General features: G+C 62.5%; 10 protein-coding genes and 2 pseudogenes. 6 read left to right on the top strand and 6 right to left on the bottom strand.

From position 1 onward, the window contains the following. Positions 1 to 74 precede the first annotated feature (74 nt). The 4 genes and pseudogenes from pdeR to P3T21_RS09700 all read right to left on the bottom strand — a co-directional run. Positions 75 to 2078, bottom strand: a complete 2004-nt coding sequence (pdeR, locus tag P3T21_RS09715) for a cyclic di-GMP phosphodiesterase (protein WP_429255718.1) — start codon at positions 2076 to 2078, stop codon at positions 75 to 77. Between the two features lie 241 nt (positions 2079 to 2319). Continuing rightward, on the bottom strand, positions 2320 to 6795 hold the full coding sequence (locus tag P3T21_RS09710; protein ID WP_429255717.1) for an Lhr family helicase: 4476 nt from the start codon (positions 6793 to 6795) through the stop codon (positions 2320 to 2322). 186 nt (positions 6796 to 6981) lie between these two features. Next, the gene (locus tag P3T21_RS09705) at positions 6982 to 7725 is read right to left on the bottom strand and encodes an autotransporter domain-containing protein (protein ID WP_429255716.1); all 744 of its coding nucleotides are present in this window, start codon (positions 7723 to 7725) and stop codon (positions 6982 to 6984) included. 446 nt (positions 7726 to 8171) lie between these two features. Continuing rightward, positions 8172 to 9236 (bottom strand): annotated as a pseudogene (locus P3T21_RS09700) (autotransporter-associated beta strand repeat-containing protein); the annotation flags it as partial. 1311 nt (positions 9237 to 10547) lie between these two features. On the opposite strand from P3T21_RS09700, the gene P3T21_RS09695 reads away from it, so the two are divergent. Then, a complete protein-coding gene (locus P3T21_RS09695; RefSeq protein ID WP_429255715.1) occupies positions 10548 to 11609 on the top strand; it encodes an aldo/keto reductase in 1062 nt (353 codons plus the stop codon). A gap of 23 nt (positions 11610 to 11632) precedes the next feature. Here the strand turns inward: P3T21_RS09695 and P3T21_RS09690 are convergent, their stop codons facing one another. Next, positions 11633 to 12205, bottom strand: coding sequence for an FUSC family protein (locus P3T21_RS09690; RefSeq protein ID WP_429255714.1), 573 nt, complete (start codon positions 12203 to 12205; stop codon positions 11633 to 11635). Positions 12206 to 12461: 256 nt separating this feature from the next. Here P3T21_RS09690 and P3T21_RS09685 point away from each other — a divergent pair, with 256 nt between their 5' ends. From P3T21_RS09685 to P3T21_RS09670, 4 genes and pseudogenes are all read left to right on the top strand, one after another. After that, complete coding sequence (locus tag P3T21_RS09685; protein WP_429255930.1) at positions 12462 to 13013, top strand: DUF4142 domain-containing protein; 552 nt, start codon at positions 12462 to 12464, stop codon at positions 13011 to 13013. After that, positions 13010 to 13354, top strand: a complete 345-nt coding sequence (locus P3T21_RS09680; protein ID WP_429255713.1) for a DUF1488 domain-containing protein — start codon at positions 13010 to 13012, stop codon at positions 13352 to 13354. The genes P3T21_RS09685 and P3T21_RS09680 overlap by 4 nt, the downstream gene beginning before the upstream one ends. A 36-nt stretch (positions 13355 to 13390) precedes the next feature. Continuing rightward, a pseudogene (locus tag P3T21_RS09675) lies at positions 13391 to 13573 on the top strand (hypothetical protein); the annotation flags it as partial. 169 nt (positions 13574 to 13742) lie between these two features. Then, complete coding sequence (locus P3T21_RS09670) at positions 13743 to 14189, top strand: PA2169 family four-helix-bundle protein (RefSeq protein ID WP_429255712.1); 447 nt, start codon at positions 13743 to 13745, stop codon at positions 14187 to 14189. 178 nt (positions 14190 to 14367) lie between these two features. On the opposite strand, the gene P3T21_RS09665 is transcribed toward P3T21_RS09670, so the two are convergent. Next, positions 14368 to 14706 carry a BON domain-containing protein gene (locus tag P3T21_RS09665; RefSeq protein ID WP_429255711.1) on the bottom strand — a complete coding sequence of 113 codons (339 nt, stop codon included), beginning with the start codon at positions 14704 to 14706 and terminating at the stop codon, positions 14368 to 14370. 498 nt (positions 14707 to 15204) lie between these two features. Here P3T21_RS09665 and P3T21_RS09660 point away from each other — a divergent pair, with 498 nt between their 5' ends. Then, positions 15205 to 16701, top strand: a complete 1497-nt coding sequence (locus tag P3T21_RS09660; RefSeq protein WP_429255710.1) for an RNA polymerase factor sigma-54 — start codon at positions 15205 to 15207, stop codon at positions 16699 to 16701. Positions 16702 to 16801 lie beyond the last annotated feature (100 nt).

Here is a 16801-nt window from a genome sequence, read left to right as displayed (position 1 = left end):
AGCCCCGATTAACACGGCCAACAACAGAAAACGGTAAACGGTAATGGCAGTGCAGTAAGCGCGACAGCTGACGTTCAGGCGATGAGTCTGACTTTCTGTCTGTCGCGCAACCACGCTTCGAACTCCGCGGCGGGCATGGGCCGGCCATAACGGTACCCCTGCACGTATTCCACGCCGAGTCCTTTCATGAATACTTCTTCGGCTTCGGTTTCGATCCCTTCGGCGACCACCTTCAGATCCAGTTCCTGCGCGACGGCCACCATCGAGCGCACCAATGCCTGCGCCTTCTTGTCGGCGTTGATCGATCGCACGAAACTGCGATCGAGCTTGATGACATCGAGCGGAATGCGGCCAAGCTGCGACAGCGACGAATAGCCCGTGCCGAAATCGTCCAGATGCACCTGCGCGCCGAGCTGGCGGAACTGCGTGATCAGTTCGATGGCGGCGGCTTCGTCTTCGATCAGGCAACTTTCTGTCAGCTCCAGATCGACGAGACAGGTATCGAGATTCGCACGTTCGAGCGCTTCGCTGAAATGCCGCACCACGGCGGTATCGACCAGTTGCCGTGCCGACACATTGATCGCCACGCGCAGATCCAGCCCTTGTGCCTTCCACGCTGCGGCCTGCATCGCCGCGGTCTGCATGACCCAGCGGCCGAGTGGCCCGATCAGGCCCGATTCTTCCGCGTAACGGATGAACTCGTTCGGCTGGATCTGGCCGCGCTCCGGCGAGTTCCAGCGCACCAGCGCCTCGACGGCCTTTACGACGCCGGTGGCAAGCTCCAGCTTCGGCTGATAGAAGAGGGTGAGCTGACCTTCTTCGAGACCGCGCCGCAGGTTCGTGTCGAGCCACATGTACTCGGCGACCTTGCGGTCCATCTCCGGCGAGAACACGCGGCAGGTGCGTTTGCCTTCGTCTTTCGCGACGTACATCGCGGTGTCGGCGGAGCGGATCACCGATTCGAGGCTGTCGCCATGTTCGGGACACAGCGCGATGCCAATCGAGCAGCCCGTGTACACCTCGACCAGCCCGAGGCTGAACGGCGTGCGCAGGCGCTCGAGAATGCGCTGCGCGGTCGCTTCGAGCGCGGCCCGCGTCGCGCTGGTTGCGAGCACAATGAATTCGTCGCCACCGAGGCGCGCGATCGTGTCGCCTTCATCGAGGCAGCCACGGATCGCCGACGACACGTCCTGGATCAGCCGGTCGCCGAACACATGACCGTAGTGATCGTTGACCTTCTTGAAGTTGTCGAGATCGAGGAAAAGAATGCCGACGGATTCGCCTTCCTTCGCGGACTCGATGGCCTTGCGGATCCTGTCCTGGATGGCATTGCGGTTCGGCAGGCCCGTGAGCGAATCGGTATTCGCCAGTTCCGACAGGCGCGCCTGCGCGCGCCGTTCCTCGGTGATGTCGGTGCCGGAACAGATGAGGAACTGCTCGTCCACGCCGCTACCGCTTTTGACGAACTTGTTGCGGAACAGGAACAGACGTTCGCCGTGAACGGTCTTTACGAGCCGCTCGACCTCATACGACACACCGCGATTGAAAAAGCCGCTGATATTGAAACTGGACGCCGCGCCGTCTTCCGACGACATGAACAGCGCCCAGACGTTTTTACCGATCACGTCCTCTTCTTTCATGCCGGACAGTTCTTCGCCGAGGCGATTGAAACGCTGGATACGTCCGGCCTGATCGAGAATCACGACGAGTGAATTGACCTCCGACACGACCTGTTCGGCAAACGACAGTCCGTGCACGAGATCGCGCGCGACAGATTCGGTATCGGAATAGGCGGAAGCGGTGCCGGCCCACGACATGCCATTCAGCTTCTTGCCGACCAGATGCAGACGCAACGATTCGCCGAACAGGCGAATATCGAGGATCAGACTGGCGGTGATGCCAGTCAGGCGCCGGATCTGGGCGGCCTGCTGGCCGGTGAGGGCGACGGCGACGTCAGCGGGCCCGGACCCTGTTTCTGCGGTCAACTCAAGCGCATTGCTATCCCTCGACAGACGCCAGCATGGGCTGGTCGTGCCGAAGTGCGCAAACAGCACCTGGTGCTCCTGGTCATCCTGCATGGGGTCCCCCGGACAAGCTGCGCCATCGGGCTCGCTGTAAACGCATGCGAGCGGTCGGGCGGCAAACGGTCTTCCGTCGAAGATTGGCTTCATTGTATCCAGGTGGCCGGATGACGGGTTTCGTAACAGGTTAACGACGGGATATTCCCATTTCTTTAACAGATTTGTGGTTTTAAAGCCAGGTGTTGGGGCGGCGCGACTGCTATCGAAGGTCGCATGACCTTGCCATTTCGCCGGCGCTTCAGTAGCGGTGTGCCAGCGCAATACGCATGCGTTCGCGTGCTTCTGCGTCGAAATCGCCGAGATAGCCGAACGAACCCGCCACCAGCGTCGCCACCGGCACGCCATCGCGATACAACACCCGGTTGCCGCTCACCGCAGGCACCTTGTCGCCTGGCAACAACGTGCCGACGAGATTCAGCGGGTCCGTACCCGACACGCATGCAAAAGCACCATCGTTCGCATGACGTCGCACTTCGCGCAGCATCGGAATCGCTTCGGGCAGCGCGAACTGCTCGCCCGCGAGGCCATTGACGAACCGTCCGCCGCGCACCAGTCCGCGCGCTTCGAGCTTTTGCAGCATGCGCAGCAGCTCGCGCCACGGCGGCAGCCAGTCGGCTTCACGCTCGAGCAGACGCCAGAACACGACGCCATAGCGGCGCAGCAGTGTCATGGCGATATGTTCCAGCACCTCGGGGTCAGTGGGTGGCGGCCGGATGGATAGCAGCGGCGACGTCTCCACTGCAGGCGCTACGCGACGCCGCACCAGCGCCCAGCGGCCCGCGTCGTCCATTCCGCCGATCAGCGCGCCGGCACCGCGTGGCCGGCGGCTCCCGTAGTATGCATTGCGTTTGGCAACCGGCTTCAGCAACCCGCGCAAACCCGCGAAGCTATCGGAATTCACAAGACCCGCGGCGACCAGTTCGCCCAGCGCATTTTCCAGTTCGATTTTCAGCACGCGTACATCGGTCAACAATTCGTCGAAGAACATCGCGCCGTGTTCCTTCAACGCGTCGTACACGTGCTGAGCGCGCGGCGACAGGTCCGGCAACTTCGACGTATCGATCAGCGCGCTCCAGACGTTCACGTTCCGGCGCGGCAACAGCACGATCGGCGTGCTGCGCACCGGCGCCGCCGCGACCTTCGAGCGTTCGGTCAGCCGGGTCCACACCACCTTGCCCGAGCGGCACAATTCGTCGAGCGATGTAATCGAATAATCCTTGAGACGTGTGGGCAGAATGTCTTCTTCCCACGCGCCCGCAGCGGCCTGAAATCCTTCGAGCTGGTCGACTACGGCGGCTAGCGCTTCGCGTCCTTCTCCGCGCGTGTCGGGCGTCACGTGTTGCCACGCGAACAGGAAGCGCATGAAATCGTGCCGCTCGACAGGCTCGATCTCGCGACGCAACCGCTTCACCGTATAGCGGTTGATGCGTGCAAGCAGATGACGTTCGCACCATTCTTCTTCGTTTGCACCGGGCGTGAACCGGCCACGCATCACGTAGCCTTCCGCTTCAAGTCGCGTCAACGCCTGCGCCAAGACAGACGCATCCAGCGCAAGCGCACGTGCAATCTGCGGCACGGGTAGCGGACCAAACCCGGTCATACGCGCGCGTACGACGTCGACAATCGCGTCTTCTGCAGTCCATGTTTCCGTATAACCCTTGGGCGCTTTCACGGAGGGATCGATGGGCGCATCGGGATAGATTGCACGCAGACACATCAGGCGTTCGACCGGCAACCACAATGTGTCATGCTGGCCGACCTGCATGCGCGTCGCGCGGCCGCCCGTGGCCAGCGTGTCGAGCCACGCAGGCCAGCCTTCATTGCGCTGCGCCTCCGTCTCAGTGATGCAGGCGAGACCCGTCAGCGCTTCGTGCATTTCATCGACGCTGCGCGCTTCCGGCCACGCTTCGTCACGCACGCTCTCGATCGCTTCGGGATCGAGCGCGCCGAGATCGTCGGCGGAAGCCGGATCGGTATAACGACGATTGAGCACGGCCTGCGTGCGGCGTTCCTCGATCGGCGCGTCGTCGAGATATGCGTAGGGCTTTGCCGTGAGGATTTCGGCGGCAAGTGGCGAGGGCGCGGGCAGATCGCGTGTGACGAGCGTCAGCTTGCCCTGTTCGATGCGTCGGAGCAGGGCGAGCCAGCCATCGGCATCCATCGCTTCGTGCAGACAGTCGTCGATCGTCTGATCGACGAGCGGATGGGCCGGTATATCGCGTTCACCGACGATATTCTCCAGACACGCCGCCTGATCGGGAAATACCGCGGCCAGCAGATCGTCGCTGCGCATGCGCTGGATCTGCGGTGGGGTTTTACGGCCGCCGTTATAGCGCGGCAATGCAAGCGCGGTTGTCGCGTTCCAGCGCCAGCGCACGCCGAAAAGCGGCGCGTCGAGCAGCGCCTGGATCAGCAGATGCCCGGCAGTATTCGAATGCAGATAGCGCCACACCTCATCGAGCACAAAGCTGTGGCTGCCGGTGAGCGACAGGATGATCGCGTCTTCGGTTGCTGCGGCCTGCAGCTCGAAATTGAACGTACGGCAAAAGCGCTTGCGCAGCGCGAGACCCCACGCGCGATTCAACCGGCTGCCGAACGGCGCGTGAATCACGAGCTGCGTGCCGCCGGATTCGTCGAAGAACCGCTCCATCACGAGCGTTTCCTGCGACGGCAAAACACTTAACGCTGAACGCGCCCGCGCGAGATACTCGACGATCTGCCGCGCGGCGGATTCATCGATACCGATGTGTTCGATCAGCCAGTCGACCGCGTGTTCGATCTGCGGCGCGAGCGTAGCGGTTTCGGGTTCGGCGATAGCAATGCCGTCGCCTGCGGGCGCGATGGTTGCACGTTCAACGTTTGCGGTTTCCGGTTTGAACGACAAGAGGCGATCGATGTCGGCACGCAGCCGTGCGACGCCCATCGACAGTTCGTCGCTACGTCCTGGCGCTTCGCCCAGCCAGAATGGAATGTTCGGCGACTGCCCGTGCGCATCTTCCACCCGCACGCGGCCCGTTTCGACACGCAGGATCCGGTATGACGTGTTGCCGAGCTGGAACACGTCGCCCGCGAGACTTTCGACCGCGAAGTCTTCGTTGACCGTGCCGATGTTCACGCCCTGCGGTTCGAGAATCACCGCGTAGTCTGCATTCTCCGGAATCGTGCCGCCTGACGTAACCGCGACCAGCTTGCTACCGCGGCGGCCACGCAGCGTGCCGTTGACCACGTCACGATGCAGCCAGGCACCGCGCGCGCCATGACGCGTTGTATAGCCTTCGGCAAGCATGCGCAGCACGGCGTCGAACTGCTCGCGATCGAGACCGGCATACGGCGCCGCGTGACGGAAGAGATCGAAGAGCGCTTCTTCGTTCCATTCCTGACTCGCGACCTCCGCTGTGATCTGCTGTGCGAGCACATCGAGCGGCGCGCGCGGAATCACGAGCGTATCGAGTTCACCGCGCCGCACGCAGTCGAGGAGCGCGGTGCATTCGATCAGGTCGTCGCGCGAGGTGGGAAAAAGACGCCCTTTAGGCATGCCGCCGACATGGTGTCCCGAGCGCCCGATGCGTTGCAGGAACGGCGCGATGCCGCGCGGCGAACCCATCTGGCAGACGAGATCGACGTCGCCGATATCGATGCCGAGTTCGAGCGAAGCCGTGGCGATCAGAACGCGCAGGTCACCACTTTTCAGGCGCTGCTCAGCGTCGAAACGATGCTCCTTCGACATGCTGCCGTGATGCGCGGCCACCGCTTCCTTGCCGAGCCGCTCGGTCAGATGTCGCGACGCGCGCTCAGCCATGCGCCGCGTGTTGACGAACACGAGCGTCGTGCGATGCATCGCGACGAGTTCTGCGAGCCTGTCATAGACGCGCTCCCACACTTCGTTCGCCATCACGGCTTCGAGTGGCACGGGTGGCATTTCCAGCGCGAGATCGCGCGCGCGAACATGACCGACATCGACGATCGCGCAATCGGCAGGCGCGTCGTCATCGATCGCAGCGCCGCCGGTCAGAAAGCGTGCGACGGCCGTGACCGGTTTTTGTGTCGCAGAGAGGCCGATGCGCGGCAAACGTCGCCCACATAGCGCATCGAGTCGCTCGAGGCTGAGCGACAGATGGCTTCCACGTTTGCCGCCTGCTATCGCGTGGATTTCATCGACGATGACTGTGCGCGTCGTTGCCAGCATGCGGCGGCCCGAATCGGAACCGAGCAGCACGTAAAGCGATTCAGGCGTGGTCACGAGAATGTGCGGCGCGCGCTTCTTCAACGCATTGCGTTCCTGCTGCGTGGTGTCGCCGGTGCGCACGGCGGTGCGAATATCGAGTGCAGGCAGTCCGCGTTCGGCCAGTTCGCTCGCGATGCCTTCAAGCGGCGTCTGCAGGTTGATGCGGATATCGTTCGACAGCGCCTTCAACGGCGATACGTATACGACGAGCGTTTCATCGGGCAGCTCGCCGTCGTTGTCGATGCCCTGTTTGACGAGTTCATTGATCGCCGAGAGAAAGGCCGTGAGCGTCTTGCCGGAACCGGTGGGCGCGGCGACCAGCGTCGAGCGGCCGCGACGGATTTCCGGCCAGGCGGCCGCCTGGGCGTCAGTCGGGGCAGGGAAGGCCTTGAGAAACCAGCCGGCGACGGCCGGATGAAAGCCGGCCAACGCGCCCGCTGCGAAGGAGCCGGGAGTCATGGAGCGGTAGGTGGGGGCGCGACGTGCCATTTCCAGAGGGCGGCGGGCACCGTCCGTTTCGGTGGTCGAACGGAAAGTCTGGCAGGTTTTGGCGGGGCGTGCCAGCGCCGTGAAAATGGCTACCGGCCAGGGCTCGACAGGGAAGGGTGGCGTGGACGAAACACACGTTCGTCGTGTCGAAAAAAAACTCGGGTGTGCGCGGCACGCGGCATGTGCCTACCAGGCCCAGCGCACGCCCGCGTCGCCGAGGATGGTTCGTTGATGCGGGCCACCCAGGTTGGTCAGCCAGCTTGCCGTCGCAAAGACGCTCGCTGACCTGCCGATCTTTCCGACGACTCCCGCTCCAATCTGGCCGGCCGTCTGCCCGACAGTCGTGCCGATCACTGTCGTGCCCGCGAAGGTCGCCTTGTCGTCGGATCCGAACGAGCGCAATACGTTGAAACGCAGCCACGGTTGCCAGCTCGTTCCGATCGTATCGAAGTGGCCCTGCAGCCGTACGCCGATCCGTCCGAGAAATGTGTTGCCGTTGTTGAAGCTGACCGTCGAGACGCCGTCGTTCAGATCGTTGATCGACAGATGCTGCCAGATCAGTTGCGCCTGCGGCTCGACAGTCAGGCCCGCTGCGAGCGGGATCGGCAGACCACCTTCGAGCGACCCGGTCACCGCCGTGCCGTGTGTCGTTGCGTCGAGGTTGTCGCGCGAAACCGGGGTCATCGTCAGTGAACTGCCCATCAGCACGGCGTCGGTGTACCAGCCGCCGGGGCCGATATGCGTCCAGTAGCCGCCGAGGCTGTACGCGTTGATCGAGAGATGTCCCGCGTCGAGATTCGGCATGCCGAGCGCGAAGCCTTCGACATCGCCCGTCGCCCGCGCAAAGCCTGCAAACACGCCGTAGTGATTGCGATGGCCGCTCGCGCGGGTGTCCGCGTAGAGGTCCTGGCCCGCCTGCGCGCCGAACACCGAGCCATCGAAGCCTGGGCTTGCTGCGCATCCTCGCGAAAGTTGCTGTGGCCGCCCCAGATGCGTCCCCAGCTCGCCGGCACCGGGCCTGTTTCGCTCAGCAGTGATTGCTCGCCCTGGCGCTCGTGGAATGTATCGACCTGCAGGATGCCGAGTTGTCGCGCGACCGCGGGCATCACGGCGTAGACCGGCACTTCGGGGCGATAGAGCGGGATGGGATCGGATCCCGCGGGTGGGGCGTCAGGCAGCGGCGGGCTGCCTTCGGCGGCGAGCGGCACGCCGGCTTCGGCGACGGGCGCGGTCGGTGTACTTGTGGCCGGCAGCGGCGCGACCGTATTGCGCAGATACCAGTTACCGGTGCTCCCGCCCGTCACGCCGCCCTTTGCGAGGAAGTACGAAAACGCGCCGGCCTTCACGGGTGCAGCGAGACGGAATGCACTCGCGGCAGTCGTCGCACCGTTGGTTGCCTGGATCACCTCGATACCATCAGCGACAGTTTGAGCGCCCTGGCCCCCGACGTTCGCGATCTGGAGGCTCGTCGTGCCCGCACCCGTCCCGCCGCTCAGCACAAGGCGATCCGAGGCCGCGCCGTCTTCGGCGACCACGGTGTTCAAAGCAAGCGTGCCGTTCTGTCCTGCGTAGTTGCCATTGACGATCAACCGGTTACCCACGCCCTGGCCGCCAATCTGAACGAGCCCGGCATTCACGAGTGAGCCGTTGACCGTAAAACTTCCATTCGCGGCGCTCGAAAACAGAGGCAATGCATTCGCCGTTGCAATCGTCCCGTTGTTCGTGACCGTACCGGTGACGCTGCCGTATCCGCCGAGCGTCGCGCCCGAAGCAACCGTCGTGCTTCCGCCACCGGTCAGCGCAGCGTTGGTGTGTGCCGCATCGCCCAGCGCGAGCGTGCCTGCCGCAACATTCGTCGCGCCGCTGTACGTGCTGACGCCGTTCAAAAGCAGCGTGCCGCTGCCGGCTTTCGTCAGCCCGCCCGTGCCCGTCACCGCCTGCGCAAGCGTCGACGAATACGACTGCGTATCGATCGTGCCGCCACCGGCATTCAACGTAATCGCACGGGTGCCAGCGAGATCGACACGCTGCGTCAACTGCAATGTGCCGCCATCGAATGTGACGCCGCCGCTGGTCGCACCCAGTGCGTTATCCGCGCCGATGGCCAGCGTGCCGCCGTCGATCAGCGTGCCGCCCGAATACGTGTTGCCACCCGTAGCTGAAGGCGCAAGCGTCAACGTCCCTGCGCCGTTTTTTTCGATCACGCCGGCGCCGGAAATCAGGCCCACGTAGGTGCCGTTCGCGGTCTGCGCGAAACGGACAAGCCCATTGTCCGTCACCGTCAGCGGCAGGTTTTGCGCGGTGGCCTGCAACGTCGCGCCGGTGTCGACGAGCGCATTCGTCGAGCTGCCGAGCGTGCCGACCAGATTCAGTGTGCCGCTCTGCACGCGCGCCGTCGTGAAGGTACCCGTGCCTGTCCAGTCCCATTGCGTGCCCTGCATCAGCAGGATCTGGAAGTTCGTGAACGCGTTCGATGCTGTACCCGATCCCTGCAATGTCACCGTATTCGTGCCGCCGCCACCGTCCGCGCCGCCGTTGATCACGGAACCCGTTTGCAGGATCAGCGAGTTGTTGCCGTTGCCCATCGTAATGGCGGTACCAATCCCGCTCTGCACCAGACCTGCATTGATAATGGTGCTGTTGCCGTTCAGCGTCCGGATACCGGAGCCATTCTGGCTGATGATGCTGCCGCCCGCGCGATTCTCGATCTGCACGGTGAAGCTCGACGCCACCGTGTTCGAAAATACGGCGTCCGAACCGGTGCCGCTGGCCGTGATCGAGCCGGTGTTGATCAGCCGGTCGTTGTTGCCCTGCATATAGGCGGTGGGACTTGCCGCGCCCGTGGTCGACAGCGTGCCGCTGTTGTTGATCAAACCGCTGCCACCCACTATCGACGCCGCGCGTGCATTGGTGCCTGACGTCGACACGCTGCCGGTGTTCACGAGCGTGTTGTTCAACTGACCCGAGTTGGTTTGCCCCCACGCCGCGGTCATGCCGTAAGCATTCGGTCCCGCCGTCGTAATCCGGCCGTTGTTGGTGAGCGTGTTGCCGCTGCCGTTGGCGGCCATCGCGTCGTTGAATGCGCCCGTCGTGTTGATCACGCCGCCCGCTGCATTCGTCAACTGGTTGTTGTCGGCTGCGCCGAGCAGTACCGCACCGCGCAATGTACCGGTGCCGCCGCTGCCGGTCAGCGAGAAGGTGCCGTTGTTCGTGATCGAGCTCGCGTGATCGACACTGAACCCCACTGCGTTCAGCGCGTGTGCGAAGGTTGCGGAACTGGTCGAATCGAGATTGATCGTGACGCCTGTGCTGCTGGTCGGCGTGATGACAGCGGTGGTGTTGCTGCCGCTGCAGGTGACGGTGGTGTTACTGGGCGGAGCGTTGTTCGTGCATGCAGCGTTCGCAGGCTGGGCGAATATCTTGACGAGCAATACCACGCCACCGACACTGATCTCGAACGATCTCTTCATCGACACGTCCTTTCCGTACAAATGGGAATGGGTGTGGCATTAGCAGAGTGAGTTATAGACTCCTTTCAAAGCATTACAAAATCTATTTAACAATCTGGCCGCACATCGTTGTGCGCTCATTCAATTGAGGCCGGCTTCTGCGTCAGGATCGGGTCAGACGAACGAAAACGCTGCATTGCCCCTTGTCTGACCAGCAGCTTTCAGCCTGACCGGGCGTCGTGAAGAATCGCGATGTCTGCAGTATCCTCACACGTTGACTCATCCACCCACGGAGCTTTGACGATGCGATACAACCAGCTGGGCCGTACCGGCGTGTTCGTTTCTGAGCTGTGTCTCGGCACGATGACGTTTGGCGGAGGCGGGGGCATATGGAAGCAGATCGGCGATCTGCAGCAGGGCGACGCCGAGCGTCTCATCGGGCGCGCGCTCGATGCCGGCATCAATTTCATCGATACCGCGGACGTCTACGCGGAAGGACTCTCCGAGCAGATCACAGGACAGGCGCTGAAGAATCTCAAGGTGCCGCGCGACAGCGTAGTCGTCGCGACCAAGGTGTTTGGCGCTACTGGCGAGTTTCCGAATGCGCGGGGTGCGTCGCGCTATCACATCATCGACGGTATCAAGGCGAGTCTCCGGCGTCTGCAACTCGATCACGTCGATCTGTATCAGATCCACGGTTTCGATCCGGCTACGCCGATTGAAGAAACGGTGCGGGCGCTCGATACGCTCGTACAGCATGGGCATGTGCGCTATGTCGGCGTGTCGAACTGGGCCGCATGGCAAATCGTGAAAGCGCTTGGAATCGCTGAACGCCTCGGGCTCGCGCGCTTCGAAACGTTGCAGGCGTATTACACGCTCGCTGGCCGCGATCTCGAACGGGAACTGGTGCCGATGCTGCAGAGCGAAGGGTTGGGGCTGATGGTGTGGAGTCCGCTTGCTGGCGGATTGTTGAGCGGCAAGTACGGGCGCGAGCAGCAGGGCGAAGCCGGTAGCCGCCGCACGACATTCGATTTTCCGCCGGTCAATCGTGACCGCGCGTTTGACTGCATCGACGTGATGCGCGGCATCGCGGAAGGCAAAGGCGTATCGGTTGCACAGATCGCGCTGGCCTGGCTGCTGCATCAACGCGCGGTGACGACCGTGATCGTCGGTGCGAAAAAAGTCGAACAGCTCGACGACAACATCGCGGCGACGCAGGTCGAACTGTCCGCCGACGAACTGGCGAAGCTCGATGAGGTGAGCCGCCTGCCATCCGAGTATCCCGGATGGATGTTCGAGCGACAGGGCGAACAGCGACGCGAACAGCTGACGCAGTCAGGGCACGCTGTGCGATCGAAGCGGTAGGGCGGCGGCAATGTGTGGGCAGGTCAGGGCCCGGTTCGGGCCCTCGCCAGCCATCGCGTTTCGATAACTGAAATCAGCCAGCTGATGAACAGGGCGCAGAGTGCGCCGAGTGTGACTTCCCCCAGCCGTATCAGCGCGATTTGCAATGGAGAACCGCTTGCAGGCACGAGCAGCATGATCGTAGCCGTGACGCCGCCGAGGCGCGCCGCGCTGCCGATGTTCAGTCCCCAGCACGCGACGATCGCGACAGCTACCGTGAGTGCGTAGGACGCGAGGTAGCCACCGCCGAACAAGGCGCCAGCCAGCCCGCACACGCCGCCGACGATCGCGCCGATGAACTGGTCGCGCGACAGGTGCTGCGTGTCGATATAGCTGTGCTGCGTCACGGCGATTGCGGTAATGGCGGCCCAGAACGCCTGTTCGGTGTGCAGCATACGGCCAATCACATACGCCATACTGGCACCCCCCACGGCCTGAACGGCCATGATGCCGCCTTCGGCCATCCGCTCGCGCGCCGGCAGTGCCTTGAACATATCGAGCAGTGAACGTGCTGCCTGTTTGCGCTCCGCATGCGTGGTATCGCCGGGTTGCGTCATCGTCTGAACTCTCCTTTTTTGTGGACGCGCTTATCCGAAGTTCTCAGGCACACCTTTTGCGTCCTTCCCTGTGACTCCGTCGTGCGCTGTATGCGCGGGCGGATGCGGCGCAGTGCGCTGCAGCAGGATTTCGATCCCCACTCACCATCAGGTAACAGGGAGAAAACATATGCAGAACACGCTTAAAGGTTGCAAGATCGCGGTACCCGCTGTCGACGGATTCGAGCAGGCCGAACTCGTTGAACCGAAACGTGCGCTGACATTCCAGCATTCACTTCGCGTATCGGCTGTGGCGATCGGCGTTGCGATGATAACGCTCGGCGCCGCGCATGCGCAGACGGGCGAGCCATCGGCTGCGGCGCAAACAAAGCTGTCGGCGGCCGATCAGCAGTTCGTGCAGGATGCTTCGCAGGCCGGCGCGACGGAAATGGCCGCGAGCAAGCTTGCACTGAAAAACTCGAGCGATCCGCAGGTCAAGCAGTTTGCGACACAGATGATTGCCGATCACTCGAAACTTGCCCGCAACCTTGACGTTGTCGCGGCGAAGAAGGGCCTCAAGGCGCCACCGTCAGCGGATTCTGCCGTCGTAGGAAAGTTGCAGGGCCTGAAGGGCGCCGATTTCGATCAGGCGTATGTCGCCGACGTAGCGGTGGGCGGCCATCAGAAGGCGGTCGAACTGTTCCAGAAGGAGAGCGAAAGCGGTACCGATCCGCAACTGAAGGCGGCGGCCACGAAGGCGCTACCGGTGATCCAGCACCATCTTGCTATGGCGCAGCAACTGGGCAACGCGAAGAAGGGCGCATCATGAGTGCGATCCTCTCGAGGGCTGCCTACGAGGATGCCAACATGACCATCACTTTCCCCGACGATGCGCCCGTCTTCGACGGCACAAATCTGACGGTGCTCTTCACGGCGGCCGTCGACGGGCAACCCGTTGTCTGCGTCATCACGGCGGAAGCACTTGAAGACCATTTTGGCGCAGACGCTACTCTGGAAGACACGCTTCTGAAAGCATTCCAGCGCGGACGCGCCCGGATCCGTTCCGTGTGCGCCGAGGCGCTGGATCAGAACGACGGCGAAAGCGTCGTGCTGCACAGCGGACTCTTCCGGGTAGAAGGAATGGAGCCGGATCACGGGCTGAAGGCGTAGCGGGCACGCGTACGCCTGGTGACGCCCGCACGGCAACCGCGCGGACAGCACTCGCGTTATCCGATCGGCGGTGATCAGGGCGTCGATCCAGGCGCGCAGGACACGCCGAAGGGTGCGGGCAAGGGCGTCACGATCGGGGCTGTCATAGGCGCGATTCTGGGTGCTGCGTTGTTTGCGGTCTTCCAGACGCCTTTACTCGTATTGGCCATTTCCGCGGGCCGCTCGCGCGCGCGAACGCCATCAGGCAACTTTTACGCGACGAAACAACGTTCTTCACAACGGCCGGGTGCTGCGCAACAAGCCAGGAGACGGGCACGCCGCGTGCGTCTATCCGAAGGTCCGCAGCTTACCGCGGCAACCGACCAAACCAGACTTAAGGAGCTCTTATATGGCTACGAACGTTGTTTCCGAACTGAATGATCTGGTCGAAACCTCTAAGGACGGAGAAAAGGGCTTTCGCAAGGCAGCCGAAGATGCACACGATGCGCAACTGAAGTCGCTGTTCGTCAGCCGCGCGGATGACTGCGCGCGTGGCGCACGCGAGCTACAGGACACCGTCCAGCGGCTCGGTGGCAAGCCGGATACGGGTGGCTCCATGACGGGTGCACTGCATCGCGGCTGGCTTGACCTCAAGTCGGCCGTCAGCAATCGCAGCGACCACGAGATTCTGGCCGAGTGCGAAAAGGGCGAGGACGTTGCGAAGAAGCGCTATCACGATGCGCTCGAAAAGGAACTGCCAGCCGATGTTCGCGCGGTAGTGGAGCGCCAGTATCAGGGCGTGCTTCAGAACCACGACCGCATCCGCGATCTGCGCGATCAATACGCGGCCCGCTAAAGCAATGGACTAAACGGGTAGGGGATGTCGGGCAGTGAGATGATCTCGCTGCCCGATGCCAGGTTCATCACGCAGGTTCACCACGTAGCGCAGTGCAGCAAAAGAAAAAGCCGTTCACGAAATGCGGACGGCTTTTTTCATTCAGGCCGCGACCGGAATCGCGGCCCGAACGTAAAGCTTATTCTGCGGCGACCTTCAGATGGTTCTTCACGCCCTTTACGCCGCTGACCTGATGCGCGAGCTCTCCTGCAGCGGTCTTGTCTTCGGCTGAAGGCACCGACCCCGTGAGCCATACGACGCTCTTTTGCGTCTTCACATGGATGTGGGTCGACTTGACGTTCTTGTTGGCAAGCAGATCAGCCTTGACCTTGGTGGTGATCGTCGTGTCGTCGACGTGCGCTCCCATCGATTCCGACACACTGGCCGGTGCGGAAGCGGTCGACTGGGCGTTCGCATTCAGGGCGAATGCGACACATGTGATGCTGCCTGCGGCCTTGAGGAACTGGATCGTTTTCATGGACTTCTCCTTTCGGGTTGTTGAAGAGTTTTGCGGTCTTGTTGCCTGTGCGGTCGATCGCGGCCGTTGCCGTTGATGACGCGCGTGGGGGAGGGTTGCCGCGTGACGGTTCCGTCAGCCCCGTGGTCGACATCGAATGCGGGTGTCCGCATCCGTCCACGGCAAGGAAGGCGCAATCCGCGTGCCATTACAGTCCGTTGATCCCTCTTGTCCGGCTGCATCCCTTTCGGGACGGGATTGCAGGGTGGAATCGAAAGCGTGAAGAGGAGATGAAACGGGTTTGTCCGCAGGCGCGGATTTTTCCGGCGGCTTGTAAAAATGGAACGCGACAGCGGTTCGCAGCGGACTAAATTTGCCCGTGTGACATTCATATTGCTGAAAAAACAGTGGTTTGCGAGACCTGGTACGGTGATTGCCTTAATCAGCCAAACGACAGTTTTCCCAAGGGGACTTCCTTCGGGGCGTTTGAACCAGAATCTTCAACAGGATCGCACTACAATGTCGCCTTCAATCGAGCTACGCACACGACAATCGCTTGCGCTGACCCCTCGACTTCAACAGTCAGTGAGGCTTTTGCAACTGTCTTCGCTGGAGTTTCAGCAGGAGTTGCGCACGGCGCTCGACACCAATCCGTTCCTCGAATACGACGCGTCGCAAACGGACGATGTCGCGCTCGCAGGCGAGAGTCCGAGCGAGGGTATCGAAGCGATCGGTGCGCCCGTGCCGACTGCAACAGATGCCGTCGCGGATGTGCCTTCGTCCGATAGCGCCGATGCGTCCTCTCACGACGAACCCGCCAGCGATTACAGCACTGATTACAGCGTCGACTACAGCGGCGACTCATTCGACCGTGGCTCATCGCGTCATAACCGCGACGGTGAAGGAAGCGACCCCGCTGAATGGGCGCGCTCGCAACCGTCGCTGCACGAACAGCTTCACGATGCGCTGCGTCTTTACCCGCTGAACGAGCGCGACCGCGAAGTCGCGCGCCTGATCATCGAGTCGCTCGATGACGACGGCTATCTTCGCCAGGATCTCGCCGATCTCGCCGATGTGTTTGACGTCGAACCGGAACTGACAGAGCAGGAACTGCTCGTCGCGCTGCGACTCGTGCAGGTGCTCGATCGCCCGGGTGTTGGCGCGCGTTCATTGTCGGAATGCCTGAAGCTGCAACTCGAGTGCATGGACGATGACACGCCAGGCCGCGATGTCGCGATAGAGGTCGTCGACCATCATCTTGAACGGCTCGCGCGCCGTGAACAGGCGGAACTGCAAAAGCAGATCGGCTGTAGCGCGGAGGCGCTTCGCATTGCATGCGCGCTGGTTCGCAAACTCGATCCCAAGCCCGGCAATTTTTATGGCAACGCGGAAGACAACTACGTGGTGCCCGATGTGATCGTGCGTCAGGTGCGCAACAAGTGGGTCGTGACGATCAATCCGGCCGTGATGCCGCGCGCGCGGATTCATCGCAAGTACGCGGAGCTGTTTGCGCAATCGGCCGGCGCGAGCCGCTCGCCGCTCGCGCAGCAGTTGCAGGAAGCGCGCTGGCTGATCCGCAATGCGCAGCAGCGCTTCGATACGATCCAGCGCGTTGCCGAATGCATCGTCGCGCACCAGCGCGCGTTCTTCCAGTACGGCGAAATCGCGCTGAAACCGCTCGTGCTACGCGATGTTGCCGACGAACTCGGCCTGCATGAATCGACGATTTCCCGCGCAACGGGCAACAAGTACATGGCCACGCCGCGCGGCATTTTCGAGTTCAAGCACTTCTTCCCACGCGAACTGGGCACGGAAAGCGGCGGAACCTGCTCGGCCGCGGCGGTGCGCGCGTTGCTGAAGGAGATGATCGCAGCGGAAAATGCCAGCGATCCACTTTCAGACGTCACGCTCGCCAGGATGCTGGCCGATCAGGGGGTGCTCGTCGCGCGCCGCACCGTGGCGAAATACCGGCATCTGATGAAGGTGCCGCCCGCGGAATTGCGTCGACAGATCTGAGGTCGCCATCCTGGCTCGCCAAAGGCCTCTCCGTTAGGCCTTTTTCCATGGCCGCCGGCCTCCGGCGCAGCGACGGATTCGACGCGCCGGCGCGAGCCTT

This window comes from Paraburkholderia sp. GAS334, from assembly GCF_050436625.1.
In the GTDB taxonomy this organism is placed as follows: domain Bacteria; phylum Pseudomonadota; class Gammaproteobacteria; order Burkholderiales; family Burkholderiaceae; genus Paraburkholderia.
This window is presented reverse-complemented; position numbering and strand designations above follow the sequence as displayed.